At 58.9% G+C, this 12,608-nt stretch carries 10 protein-coding genes; 7 read left to right on the top strand and 3 right to left on the bottom strand.

Annotation, left to right across the window (positions count from 1 at the left end):
• The first annotated feature begins 116 nt into the window (after positions 1–116).
• Together HUJ17_RS04195 and nqrM are read left to right on the top strand one after the other, a co-directional pair.
• Positions 117–1,127: an FAD:protein FMN transferase gene (locus HUJ17_RS04195; protein ID WP_290509496.1), complete on the top strand. Its 1,011-nt coding sequence runs from the start codon at positions 117–119 to the stop codon at positions 1,125–1,127.
• A 1-nt stretch (position 1,128) separates the two neighbouring features.
• Positions 1,129–1,365, top strand: a complete 237-nt coding sequence (gene nqrM / locus HUJ17_RS04190) for a (Na+)-NQR maturation NqrM (protein ID WP_290509495.1) — start codon at positions 1,129–1,131, stop codon at positions 1,363–1,365.
• Between the two features lie 236 nt (positions 1,366–1,601).
• On the opposite strand, the gene HUJ17_RS04185 is transcribed toward nqrM, so the two are convergent.
• Positions 1,602–2,699 carry a GNAT family N-acetyltransferase/peptidase C39 family protein gene (locus HUJ17_RS04185; protein WP_290509494.1) on the bottom strand — a complete coding sequence of 366 codons (1,098 nt, stop codon included), beginning with the start codon at positions 2,697–2,699 and terminating at the stop codon, positions 1,602–1,604.
• A 120-nt stretch (positions 2,700–2,819) separates the two neighbouring features.
• Between HUJ17_RS04185 and HUJ17_RS04180 the strand changes: the two genes are divergently transcribed.
• Entirely contained in the window at positions 2,820–3,989 is a 1,170-nt protein-coding gene (locus tag HUJ17_RS04180) for a patatin-like phospholipase family protein (protein WP_290509493.1), read from the top strand.
• On the opposite strand, the gene HUJ17_RS04175 is transcribed toward HUJ17_RS04180, so the two are convergent.
• Positions 3,953–4,744, bottom strand: a complete 792-nt coding sequence (locus tag HUJ17_RS04175) for a glycerophosphodiester phosphodiesterase (protein WP_290509492.1) — start codon at positions 4,742–4,744, stop codon at positions 3,953–3,955. The two genes, HUJ17_RS04180 and HUJ17_RS04175, sit on opposite strands and share 37 nt — an antisense overlap.
• A 134-nt stretch (positions 4,745–4,878) precedes the next feature.
• On the opposite strand from HUJ17_RS04175, the gene HUJ17_RS04170 reads away from it, so the two are divergent.
• The 4 genes from HUJ17_RS04170 (at position 4,879) to HUJ17_RS04155 (ending at position 9,276) form a co-directional block, all read left to right on the top strand.
• Positions 4,879–6,033: a sulfotransferase gene (locus HUJ17_RS04170; protein ID WP_290509491.1), complete on the top strand. Its 1,155-nt coding sequence runs from the start codon at positions 4,879–4,881 to the stop codon at positions 6,031–6,033.
• Between the two features lie 200 nt (positions 6,034–6,233).
• On the top strand, positions 6,234–7,412 hold the full coding sequence (locus tag HUJ17_RS04165; RefSeq protein WP_290509490.1) for a glycosyltransferase: 1,179 nt from the start codon (positions 6,234–6,236) through the stop codon (positions 7,410–7,412).
• Entirely contained in the window at positions 7,393–8,142 is a 750-nt protein-coding gene (locus HUJ17_RS04160) for a polysaccharide deacetylase family protein (RefSeq protein ID WP_290509489.1), read from the top strand. The genes HUJ17_RS04165 and HUJ17_RS04160 overlap by 20 nt, the downstream gene beginning before the upstream one ends.
• Positions 8,143–8,691: 549 nt before the next feature.
• Positions 8,692–9,276: a hypothetical protein gene (locus tag HUJ17_RS04155; RefSeq protein WP_290509488.1), complete on the top strand. Its 585-nt coding sequence runs from the start codon at positions 8,692–8,694 to the stop codon at positions 9,274–9,276.
• A gap of 152 nt (positions 9,277–9,428) precedes the next feature.
• Here the strand turns inward: HUJ17_RS04155 and HUJ17_RS04150 are convergent.
• Positions 9,429–12,608, bottom strand: a 3,180-nt coding sequence (locus HUJ17_RS04150) for an Ig-like domain-containing protein (RefSeq protein WP_290509487.1), incomplete at its 5' end; no start/stop codon positions are given.

Raw genomic sequence — 12,608 nt, 5'->3', positions numbered from 1 at the left:
AAGGTTCGAGTCATGCACAGCAAAACCGGCAGGCTCCTCCAGGTTTTCGTTACTCGCGCCTCGCTGATCCTTGCCTGTGGCCTCTACAGAACGTTGAACTCCCTTGGATCATGAGTATGTCCCGTCTAGTTGCCGTTCTCGTCGTTTTCTCCGTCACGCTGCTTAGCGGTTGCGATGACAGCAAAAATCGTCTGTCCGTTCTCAGCGGCCCGACCATGGGCACTACCTGGAGTGTGAAGTTCAGTGGCACGCCCAAGGAAGGCGTAGACGATCTGAAAGCGGATATCGAGGCGGCTCTGGAACAGGTCAACGCAGAAATGAGCACCTATCGGCCGGAGTCCGATCTGAGCCGTTTCAATACGGCGGAAGCGGGCACCCTGATGGAGTTGCCTGACGATACGGTCAAGGTGCTGTCTGCGGCGTTCAGTATTTCTGCTATGACCGACGGGGCCTATGACGTGACCGTGGGGCCGCTGGTGAACCTGTGGGGGTTCGGTCCGGACCCGGACCGTTTCGAGCCGCCCTCGGAAGACGAGATCAGCGCCGCCATGGTGCGGGTTGGCTGGCAACAGCTGCTGCTCAATGACAATGAGCTTCTGCAGCCCGGCGATGTCTATGTGGACCTGTCTTCCATTGCCAAGGGCTTTGCCGTGGACAAGGTGGCAGATTTGCTCGAAAGCCAGGGCCTGAAAAACTATCTGGTTGAAGTGGGTGGTGAACTGCGCGGTAGTGGCAGCAAACCTTACGGGCAGCCCTGGCGGGTGGCCGTGGAACGGCCAATTGCCGGTGTGCGTGAGGTGGAACAGGTGGTCGCCCTGAAAGATATGGCCGTGGCCACCAGCGGCGACTACCGCAACTTCTTCGAATCGGATGGGCAACTGTATTCACATACCCTGGATCCGAGAACCGGTTATCCTGTGGATCATATGCTGGCATCGGTGTCGGTGCTGCACGAAAGCGCCATGATGGCTGACGGTCTGTCCACTGCCATGACCGTACTGGGCCCGGAGGCAGGTATGGCATTTGCCAAACAGCACGAACTGGCCGTGTTTTTTATTGTCAGAAAGGGTGAGGGCGTAGAAGAAATTTCCACGCCTGCCTTCGATGCAATCGTGGAGGAGAAATAACATGTTGATGACCATTATGGCCGCAGTGATCTTTATCGGCCTGCTTTTCACGGCCATGGCGGTCGGCGTGATTCTCTCCAACAAGCCGATCAAGGGCTCCTGTGGTGGCCTTGCCACACTGGGCATGAAAGAGGGTTGCGAAATCTGCGGTGGTGACCGGGGCAAGTGCGAGGAAAACACCCAGAAGGTGGACGGTGAAAAGGCCGCGGCCCTGGGCAAGGACGTGATGAAGATGTGATGCCAAGCCTGCCCAGCAAAAGCCCGCCTCTTGCGGGCTTTTTTGTGTCTGGCTCTTCAGGGCAGGAAAAATCATTTTTTACCACAGAGGGCACAGAGTTCACTGAGAAAAAGAAAACATCGGGGCTGAAGTGCGTGGGAAGCATTGTTTCATGCTAACGCGCCGCAGGAGAGATCAGGTTTTACCTCTGTGACTCTGTGCCCTCTGTGGTAAAACACCATACCCCCCCAACGTGGCTAAACGCTCAACACCACTGCTGTGCGCAGCTTGGCCTGGCCATACTTGCGCATCTGATCGAACTTTTCCCGGGTGATCGGCACATGCTGGCAGTCCAGCGGTACCTGGTCCTCGCCCGGGTCCGGGTCGTGAATATAAAAGCATTCCTCATCGCTGCCACTGATTGCCACCCAGTGTGGGGCCTTGCGGCCATCCAGGCGCCAGGTACTGATCAGAACCAGCACGATGTTGCCGGCGGAGATGGCGTCGTCCAGGTCCGCGGCACTGAAATCCTCGTAGCAGACCGGCAGGGATTGCGCCTTGCAGGCCTCCACGAAATAGTTGTGCAGCGTGGTGATCACCGCCTTCTTTTCAGGGTCACGCACTGAATCGACAAACAACGGGCCGGTCTGATTGCACCAGACACGTGCCTCAAGGCCTCGTTGACGAGCGGCCAGAGCCAGCCCCATGGGATGGCAGCCACCATGGCCGGCGGTCATGAAAATGGTGGTGGCTTCGCGCCATAGCAGCAGTTCTTCGGTGGTGCTGGGCGGTTGCTGCTTGAGCGCCGCCAGCGCCATCATCAGACAGGCTGGCCCGCAGGTGAACGGCGTGGTCTGTTGCACCCATGGCAGGTGAAGCCGTTCCGCGTTATCGGGCAGGTAGAGAAGCCGCTTCTGATACCGCAGAGCGTCCTGGTGGTCTTCGTAGTAATCCGGCGTCTGGGCAAAAAGGCGGTAGCCGCGCTTTTCGTAGAGAGCGATAGCAGTGGCGTTATCCTTGCGCACTTCCAGGCGCAGATAGGGGCGGCGCTGTTGCAGTGCGTAGTCTTCTGCAGCTTCCATGAGTTTTTCCCCCAGATTGCGTCCCCGTTGCTGCGGATCCACGGCGATGGAGTAGAGTCGCGCCAGGCGGGTGCCAGGTTGCAACAGCACCAGCACATACCCTGCCAGGGTGTTGTCATCATCAATGGCGACGATCAGACCGCTGTGTTGGCGTTTGATCCATTTACGAAAGCTGCGTCGGGAAAGACGGTCCGATGAGAAACAGCGCTGTTCCAGCACGGTCAGGGCGTCCAGGTCATCGGTGGTGGCGGGGCGTAGCTGAAAGCGGTACATAAAGCGGGTTCCAGAAGATGTCCCAGCATAAGGCAGGGAACCGGCAGATCGCCAGTGGTATTGCGGCTGTGGTGACAGAATGTCTGCCACGGCATACTGGTGGAAATTTGGAGGGTGGAAATGCAGAAACAGGACCCGGTTCGTGGGTTGATATTGTCCGGGGGCGGCGCCCGTGGCGCCTATCAGGTCGGGGTGCTGGCAGCGATTGCTGAATTGCTGCCTCGCGGGGAGCCAAACCCGTTTCCGATTATCTGCGGAACCTCGGCAGGGGCGATCAATGCGGCGTCACTGGCTGCCAATGCCGGTAATTTTCGCACAGCGATTCGCGGGCTGGAGCGCGTCTGGGCCAATATTACCGCCGAACAGGTGTACCGCACGGATACCTATGCGTTGCTGAAAGCGGTGGTCCGCTGGCTGTTTTCCGGTGTCACCACCGGCAAGACACCGGAACGCAGTGCTCTACTGGACAATATGCCGTTGCAGCGTCTGCTTACCCTGGTGATCAATTTTCGCCGTATTCGCGAGAACCTGGATCAGGGCCATTTGCGCGCTCTGGCGATCACCGCATCCGGTTATGCCAGTGGTGAGTCGGTGAGTTTTTTCCAGGGTGACAGTGAATTACCGGAATGGGTGCGGGCCCGTCGCAAGGGTAAGCGCTCTGACATTGATGTGCAGCATCTGCTGGGGTCTGCGGCCATCCCTATCCTGTTTCCCGCCAGCAAGGTAGACGGTGCCTATTACGGTGATGGCGCCCTGCGGCAACTGGCGCCATTGAGCCCGGCGCTGCATCTGGGCGCTTCCCGGCTGCTGGTGATCGGGGTGTCCGGCAACATGAGTGCGGGCCATCAGCGCCAGCTAAGCGGTTATCCGTCCATGGCCCAGGTGCTCGGCCATGTGCTCAACAGCGTCTTTGTGGACACCCTGGAAGGGGATGTGGAGCGCCTTGAACGCATCAACCGTACCTTGTCTGCCATGAGTGAGCGTTCCCGGCGCAAGCATGGTATCCAGCTGCGACAGGTGGATGTGTTGAAGATCTACCCATCCCGGCCCATTGACGAAATTGCCGCCGAACACATCAAGGAATTGCCCCGGGCGCTGCGTTTCTTCCTGCGGGGCTCTGGTGCCACCCGGTCGCCGGGGGCCAGTGCCATGAGTTATCTGCTGTTCGAGCCCGGCTTTACCCGCAGCCTGATCGAGATGGGCCGCAAGGATGCCATGGCACGCAAGGAGGAAATTCTGGCGTTCTTCGCGGATCAGCCGCTCAGCGCGGCGGCTTCCGACGACGAATAACGGGGGCTGCGCCGGAAGTGGCTGACAAAGCTGGTGGGGTAGTCGGTAATGATGCCATCCACCTGCAGCTTGGCCAGCCGGTCCGCTTCAGTGAGATCATTCACCGTCCACACCGACACCTTGAGGCCGCGCTTGCGGGCCCGGCGCATTAGCGCCGGGGTCACCAGCGAATAATGTGGCATCAGCCAGTTGCACCCCAGAGCATGGGCCCGGCGGGTGGGTTGCAGGTAGCGGTACTGGCACACGTAGCCACGCTCCACATCCGGCGCCATGGTGCCGATCATGCGCAGAAAGCCGGTATGGCTGGAGGTCACCACCACCCGAGATTGCAGTTGCTGCTCATGGATCATGTGCGTGAGGCGATGGGCCAGCTGATGCAGCACCACCCGATCCGCTCCCTTTACCTCGAACTGGAAACGCATGGCCGGGCCACACAGCTCCACCACTTCCTGCAGGGAAGGAATCCCCGTAGGGCTGTGCCAGCCGGGGGTGTTACGGCGAGCATCCATGGTGCCCAGTTGCGAGCGGGTGTACTGGCGCACATCGCCGCGCATGCCGGTGGTGCGAGTGACGTCGCTATCGTGCAGCACGATCAGATGGCCGTCGGCGGATAGCCGCACATCCAGTTCCATTTCCGTGACACCAGCCTCCAGAGCTACATGAAAGCTGGCCAGGGTATTTTCCGGGGCTTCGCCGCGGGCGCCCCGGTGGCCGACCAGTGTCGGGTGGCGAGGGGCTGTGTTGGGTGCTGTCATCGCGATAGTCATGCCGCCATTGTTTTCGAGAAAGATGACAGTGCTGTGACCTGGACACAAGAGGCAAAATTGTCATTTTTATGACATGGGCGGGGCGTAGCGTGCACGCTGCATGGAATAGCCGGGAGAACGGTTTGGCAGTACTGAAACGCTATGTGCATTTTTTTATGATGAGCTGGCTGCCGGCCTACGATGGCCGGGCAGGGCGGTTCTCCCTGCAGCGACTGCTGGTGATGACGCTGTTCTGGCCACTGTTCCTGCTGGTGCAGGCCATCAATGGCCTGGGCCTGTTGCTGGATCATTTGCTGTTCCCGGATTTTCGCCGCGTGGAGGTTCGCGAGCCGCTTTTTGTGGTGGGCGTGCCCCGCAGCGGTACCACCTTCCTGCATCGTCTGCTGGCCATGGACGAACGCTTTACCACCACGGCCCTGTGGGAACTGCTTTTTGCCCCGTCGATTACCCAGCGCTATTTCTGGACCGCTATTGCCCGCCTTGATGGAGGGATTGGCCGGCCGGCGGGGCGCTTGCTGTTATGGATCGAGCGGCGTCTGCTCGGCGGTTTGGATGGCGTGCACAAGACCGGGCTGCTGGACCCGGAGGAAGATTACCTGGCATTGATTCCAGTGTGGGGCTGCTTCCTGCTGGTACTCGCCGTGCCGGTGCCGGCCCTGTGGCGTCTCACCTATCTGGACCGGGATGGCACCGACAAGGAAAAGCAGCGGCTGATTGCGGCCTATCGGCGCTTTGTGCAGCGGCATCTTTATTTTCATGGCAGCCACAAACAGTTGCTGTCCAAGAACCCGTCGTTCACGCCCTGGATGGCGACCCTGGCGGAGGCCTTCCCGGATGCCCGCTTTATCGGTTGTGTCCGCAACCCCAGCGCGGCGGTGCCATCACAGATCAATTCCATCCTGATTGGCGCGCGCCTGTTTGATGGTCGCGACACCACCGATTACTGGCGCCAGGGTTTTATGGCCATGCTCGATTATTACTATCGCCATGTGCTGGACGTGCTGGAAAGCCTGCCACCGGAACGCCAGGCGCTGTCGGTGATGGAGCAACTGGCCCCGGCGCCGGCGGACATCGTGCTGGCGTTTTATCAGCGCTTTGGCTGGCAACCCGGCACGGCTTTTCGCCAACAGCTTGACGCGCAAGACCGCAAGGCAAAACAGTACCGCAGCGGGCACCACTACTCACTGGAGGCCCTGGGTGTCAGTGGTGAGGAGTTGCTGCAAACCTTTGGCTGGGTCTACGAACGCTTTGGTTTTGCGCTTCCGCCACGAGACTGACCGATAGCGCAAGAAACCCTTTTTCACCACAGAGCGCACCGAGAACACAGAGTTAATCCATGTTTTCCCTCGGTGAACTCTGGGCCCTCTGTGGTAAAAATCCTTTTTTCTTACGTCTGTTACATCTTGTCGCAATTACACCGTCATGGCGCGGCAATGCTGTCACATTATCGACATGAGAGGCGCTGATACTGGCGCCCATGGATACCAAAGAGCTACGCATACTGTTTGTGGTGGATGCGATCAAGGGTCGGAATGGCGTCGGCGCCTACTTCCAGGATCTGGTCTCGCATCTCAAGGACCATGTGGCCCAGGTGGAACTGGTGCAGCCCTGCATGGAGGAACCGCATCCTTGCCAGGGCGCATCCATGCCGATCCCCGGCGACCCCACCCAGCGACTCTTCTTTCCCAAGGTGCGTGAACTGAGCGCCCTGGTCTGGGAAATGAAACCCCACGTTATCGTGATTCCCGGCCCCGGTATTTTTTCCATGATCGGTTACTGGATCGCCCGCAAGTGGGGCATCCCGGTCTGCGTCACCTTCCAGACCGATTACAACCGGCTGGTGGAATTGTACTGGGGGCGCCGCCTGGCCAGGCTGGCCGGTGGCCTGCTCAACTGGGTCAACCGCACCCTGTTCCAGGGCAGTGAAACCGCCGCCACCATCTGTGAATCCATGATCGCCCAGGCCCGCGCCGCCGGTGCCCGTAATCCGCAGTTGGTGGGCACACCGCTGGCCCGGGAATTTGTGAACACGCCGGTCACCCGGTTGCATGACAGCGTAAGGCGGGTCTGTTATGTGGGCCGGCTGGCGGCGGAAAAGAATATCGAATCCTTCCTGGCCCTAGCCGAGTCACGGCCGGATTTGCAGTTCGAGGTGGCCGGTGACGGGCCACTGCGCAGCAAGGTAGAACAGGCCTGCAAGGGATCCGCCAACCTGACCTTTCATGGCTGGTGTAGCCGCCAGCAGGTGGTGGAGATTCTCGATCGCTGCCAGGTACTGGTGCTGCCGTCATCGGTGGAAGCCTTCGGTACCGTGGCGCTGGAAGCCATGGCCCGGGAGCGGTTGGTAATCACCACACCGGCTTGCGGCATCAACGAATGGCCGGCGCTGGCAGCGGGGCTGTGGATCATGGAACCGCAGGAAAGCCTGAACCAGACCCTGGACCGGTTGCAGTCGCTGAGCCCGGTAGTACGCGACCTGAAGGGGAAACAGGCCCGGCAGGCGGCACTGGCCATGAACCGGGATGCCATCGAGCACTGGGCTGGGGTGCTGGGCCAGTGTGCCCAGATGGTACCCGCTGCCAATCGTTCCCTGCCTTCCCCGACACTGGCGCTGCTGCGTCGCTTGAGCAGCAACTATGCCCGCAGCGCCCTCTGAACCGCTACCAGCGCCTCGCGCCCTGGTATCCATCCACGATGTGATGCCGGAAACCCGCCAGCAGGTCAGCCAGATTCTGGCTCTGCTGCCCCAGACCCCGCAGTCGGTGACCCTGCTGGTGGTGCCGGGGCGGGATTGGCAAACGGCGGATCTGGACTGGCTGCACCAGCTTCAGCAGCAGGGATACCCGCTGGCCGGCCACGGCTGGCTGCATCGCTGTGAGCCACCTATCAGCCTTTATCATCGCCTGCACAGTCTGCTGCTGTCGCGGCGAGTGGCGGAGCACCTTTCTTTGTCTGCCAGCGGTATCGAGGCGTTGATACGCAATTGCCACCAATGGTTTGTGGATCAGGGGCTGCAACCCTGCGAGCTGTACGTACCCCCGGCCTGGGCCATGGGCGCGATTAATCGCCAACAATTGGCGGACATGCCGTTTCGTTTGTTCGAAACTCTGAGCGGTGTTTACGATGCGCAAGCACAAAAGATGCATCCGCTACCGCTGGTGGGCTTTGAAGCCGATACCTCGTTACGGGAGTGGTTGTTGCGCGGTTTTAATCATCTCAATTGGCGCAGGGCCAGTCACACGGATCAGCCACTGCGTATTGGCATTCATCCCCAGGATCTTTCCTTGCGGTTGCGCAATCAGGTCATCCCAATGACACAGGCGGTGTCGGCCAGCCTGGGGTACCAGGAAGCTGTTGTATCACATCCCGCCCATAGCTCTATCTGAAAAAGAGGTTCATCGCGGAGTAGAGGGAAAGTGGTACAGGGTCTGAGGTCTGACCCGTCTGAATTTCCCTCAATGCGCAATGAACCAAAAAAAGCACCCGCCGGGTGGCGGGTGAAGGCGTTGCAGGCGTTTTCCGAAGGCACACAATGGACATGTGCGGATAGTGTTATGCACACGATGGCCTGCAAGTGCATTTATCCTACCCCACACTCTCTTACCTTTCTTTGGTTAAAAATCAAAAGCTGGCTTTGCCGTTATTGGTTCATGCCCAAAAGATAAATGCAGCTTTTGATAGAACCATTCATGTTTTTGTTTTTCTCCAAGATGCTGATTTTTATAAGCAATAATTGATCTCGACAAGATTTATTTTTTGACAAGATAGCTTTTGGCTTTTTTCTGTTTTTACTTCGTTCTTCTCCGAATAGGGTGACTGCGTCGCGTGGGATTTGTCCCGGACAGTACCGGCATTCCGGTGGATCTGTAGTGCGGTAGTGCCATCGGTCAAAACGCAAATAACAGACCTTTAATAACGGAAAACGGAGAAACAGCATGTCTTTTAAAAGCATGAAAAAACAGGTTGTGAGTGCAGCAGGTCTCGTCGCCTTGCTCAGTGCAGGCCAGGCCATGGCGACCAATATTGATCCCGGCACCGGAAATTATACTTTCCAGGGGAGCGATATTGAGGTGACAAAAACTATTTTCGGCATCCCGGTAACCCTTTCCTGCAATGTAGAACTGGATGGGGCCGTGGATGTTGATGGTAACGGCACGGTGTTTATCGATGTGACCGATGGTCGGATGCTGCCAGGCGGTGATAGCAACTGCAGCAGCGTTGACCTGCAGTTCAGTGCGGGTAACTGGTATGCCAGTGAGCAGAGCACCACCACGGCGGGGATTCCCGAAACCAGCCTGCCCAGCCCTCGCCTGGGCACGGTGATCACCGGTCAGTTCAATAACGTGCAGGTGGATACGCCTTTGGGCTACTGCAGTGGCTCCATTGTTGTTAGCTATTCCAATGGTGCCACTGTCGGTGCGCCGTCCAGCTTCAGTTTCACTGGCGCGGCGCTGGGCACCTCCGGCTGCACCATGGATGGTGTGTTTGAAGCCACCACTGATGTGGATGTCTGGCAGTAAGCGCTCCATGAAATCCTGAAATAGGCTGACGCTTATTTCATACCCTGGAACGCCCGGTGCTTTGCAACGGGCGTTCTTTATTTTTTTGGGGGGGCGATTATAAATTGGTCAACAAGAAAAAAGGCGGATCCGAGGATCCGCCTTTTTAATACCTAGTGTTTGATTACATCCGATCTATATTGGAGTTGGCTACCGTAGGCGGGCAGTCGCATTTCCATTCTCCCTCCCTGCTCTAATCCAGTAGTGAAATAAGAAAAAAGGTTTGAAACCAATGGCACATCATTCGTGTTGAACTGGCTGATGTGCATGGTGCCGTCCGGGTTGAAATGGATCTCGCCAGAGAGGTCCAGGCTAATGGGTAGGTTATAGATTTCATGATACCAGTCGTAGAAAATGAAAGGGCGTAAGTCCAGACTCTCCTGCAGGGCAAGTGCATCCACGAATAGATCAATGCTGGCTTCCAGTACCGGGTTGCCGTCTACGTCCCGAATCCAGGCCGAGATAGGCTGATTGCGCAGGCAGGGGGATTGTGGCGTATCCACACAGTCCGGGTCGGCCTTGGCATAGCGCATGCGCATGACCTGTGGTCCGGTATTAACCCCCAAAGACAACTGTCCGTTAACTGCCAGGGCTCTGACAGCAAGGGAAGTGGCAAACACCTGGGACGGCCAGAGTTTGACGGCAACGGCTTCTTCCTCCTCATCGTACTGACCCATCTCGGCGACTACGGCGCTGTTCAGGTAGACAAATTTCTGCGTCGGACAGGTCATGGGGGCTTTCGTTATGGTGTAACCGCAACCTGTGTTGATACCTGTGATAGTGAAGCTGCTCTCACTGATATCTGGTGAGGTAGACAACAGCTTGGCGCTATTGGGTGGCGGGGTGAGGCCGTCGGGATCGTAGCAGGGCGCTTCGGGGGCACTGCAAGCATGGGGGTCCAGCGGCTGGTTCCCGGGGCCAGCTTCTTCCATGGTGTAGTTGCGCTTCTCAAAGATAGCGGTTGCAGGGTACTCGTCAGGGAAGGGTTCCGGACGGTCGTGGATGAAGTTGGCATTGGTATCGGCGCTGGGGGCCTTGAGAGCCATGATGACATTGTCGTTTGGCGCCGCTCCGCGGAAATACTGCTGCAAATCCTGACCACCAGTGTCGGGTTGGGCAACGGTTTGTGATGGTAAATCCGCATCACTGAAATTTTCCAGGGATACCTCCTGCAATTGGGTTTGCAGCGGCAGATCGTCGCTATCACAGATTGCCTGGCTGCCATCACAGAGCACATTGCCGCCACCATTGAAATCATTGGTGGAATGCAGGGTGTAGCGATACAGGCGGTTCTCCTGCCAGGGGGTGGCGGGCCAGAAGGTGATCCGGTTGCCTTCCACTTTCAGGTCGCCGTCAACAGTGCCCAGTACGGTATTGTTGTTATCGACTTCGTGCACCTCAAAAGTGGTGCCGAGCTGCACGCTTTCTGGCAGAAGGGGTTTGGACGTTTGCACGATGATGGGGCGATCTGCTGGCAGGGGTGTTACCGGTAGCAGATCTGCCGGGGCCCGCTGTTCCGGGGGGAACTCCGCTCTATCGCTGAACCCGGTGTAGGCCTCTCTGAGGCTATCCAGGCATTGGCCGGCGATATCATTGGCCAGATTTTGCCGGGTGTTATCCAGTACACAGGGAAAGCCCGGGTAGGCAGACAGAACGACCGGAGCTCGCTGGTTATTTACTGTCACGGGTGGGTCGTACTGGCCGGTAGGATTCACGTGCAAGGCTTCGTGGAAGCGCGGTTGCTCCGGCAGGGCAAAAGTGAGCGGGGTATCCGTCATGAAGGCGTTGCCGGCCAGATCGGTCAGCCCCTCGCCCAGGGTAATGTCATAAACATAATCGGTACGGGTTGAATAATCCGATTGGGTTGGATGCTGCAACCCGTTTTCCGGTCGCAGGATAATGGCTGCACCGTCCTGTTCCAGGCTGTATGGAATGTCGGCGCCATTTTCCTGCAGTGTAATCCGGCTTTTGGTTACGGTTGCCGGGTCCAGCGGCTCACTGAAGTTCAGAACAATGGGGTCGCTGGACAGGTGGGCGGATGCGTCTTCACCGGGGGCCCAGCTTTGCAACTCCGGGGGCGTGCTATCAGCCACTTGCTGCGGTGGGTTCTGCTGATCCCGATACGCTTCCATGTGGAAACTCAGGGTGCCATACCCCAGTTCCTGGCCGAGGATATTCGGCTCCACCACGCTGACCGCATCAATGGTCATGATGCCGTCGACCACCAGGGCGGTGCCCACCAGTTCGATGTGCAGAATGTCCTGAGTGACGCCGCCGTTGGCGGTGGGGTCTTCCGTGGACATGGCCACATCCATGAACAGACGCACCTGGCGCGGCGCATCGGCGCGCTGGGTATAGCTGTTGGGCATCAAGTAGCCGCTGGCATCGGACAGGAAGTGCACGTTGACGGCGCCGGTGCTGAAGCCGGCCGGCACTTCACCGCCGATATTCACGTCGATATTGCTGCCACTGAGCAGGGTGTCACGGGGCACGGTGAAGGGGGTGACCTCCGGGTAATTGGGTACGAAGGCCAGGATCGCCCGCACGTCGCCGCCTTGCTGGGTGGCGTTGTCGTTGCCCAGCAGGGTGGCGTTGACCGGCACTTCGTTGATGGGCTCGCCGGTGAGTGGGGAGAGGATCGACCGGTTGGCGGAATCACTGACCTGCTGAACCATGACTTCCCGCGGGCTGGAGTCCTTGGGCGTGAGGGCGAAACTGCCGGCGCTGAACGGGTTGCCGGCGGTACTGAGCAGGCCATTGCCCAGGGTCAGGGTGTAGGTCTGCCCCGGTTGCAGATCGTCCTGCGGGTCCAGGGTCAGGTAGGGGCCATCCACCAGTACCCGTGCGCTGACCAGGTCGCCACCGGGGCCGGTCAGGGCCAGGGTGTCGCCGTTGCTGTCACCGTACTGCACGGTGGCCTTGTCCAGCGGTTGGGTGAATTGCAGCCGGAAGGTGGAGAAATCCATTACCGGCAGGCTCTGGCCATCCGGAATCAGGCGGCTGAGTGTGAAGTCCGCATCGGCCAGCACCTGGTTGCGGGGGCCTTCCTCCAGGGCCCGGGTGGTGAAGGCGATGGTGCGCCTGCCGGCGATGCCGTCGGCCAGTTCCATCTCGTCGAGCACCAGAGTGTAACGGGACAGCGGCAGCAGGGTTTCGTCCGGCGTTAGTGCCAGCCCGCGTCCATTGTCCACTTCTTCAAGGCTGAGGCCCACGGTGGGGCCATTGCTGCCGCCACGGTGCAGGCTGATGTGGTCCAGCGGCGCGCTGTCGACGACCGGGCTGGTAAAGCGCAG

The sequence above is a fragment of the Alcanivorax sp. genome (genome assembly GCF_014762765.1).
Lineage (GTDB): Bacteria > Pseudomonadota > Gammaproteobacteria > Pseudomonadales > Alcanivoracaceae > Alcanivorax.
The sequence above is the reverse complement of the archived record's forward strand: the minus strand, read 5'-3'. Positions and strand labels throughout refer to the sequence as shown.

Bases quoted from the DNA above. Each gene is read 5' to 3' on its own strand.
- HUJ17_RS04195 (WP_290509496.1), top strand. From the start codon at position 117: ATGTCCCGTCTAGTTGCCGTTCTCGTCGTTTTCTCCGTCACGCTGCTT.
- nqrM (WP_290509495.1), top strand. From the start codon at position 1,129: ATGTTGATGACCATTATGGCCGCAGTGATCTTTATCGGCCTGCTTTTC.
- HUJ17_RS04185 (WP_290509494.1), bottom strand. From the start codon at position 2,699: ATGTACCGCTTTCAGCTACGCCCCGCCACCACCGATGACCTGGACGCC.
- HUJ17_RS04180 (WP_290509493.1), top strand. From the start codon at position 2,820: ATGCAGAAACAGGACCCGGTTCGTGGGTTGATATTGTCCGGGGGCGGC.
- HUJ17_RS04175 (WP_290509492.1), bottom strand. From the start codon at position 4,744: ATGACAGCACCCAACACAGCCCCTCGCCACCCGACACTGGTCGGCCAC.
- HUJ17_RS04165 (WP_290509490.1), top strand. From the start codon at position 6,234: ATGGATACCAAAGAGCTACGCATACTGTTTGTGGTGGATGCGATCAAG.
- HUJ17_RS04160 (WP_290509489.1), top strand. From the start codon at position 7,393: ATGCCCGCAGCGCCCTCTGAACCGCTACCAGCGCCTCGCGCCCTGGTA.
- HUJ17_RS04155 (WP_290509488.1), top strand. From the start codon at position 8,692: ATGTCTTTTAAAAGCATGAAAAAACAGGTTGTGAGTGCAGCAGGTCTC.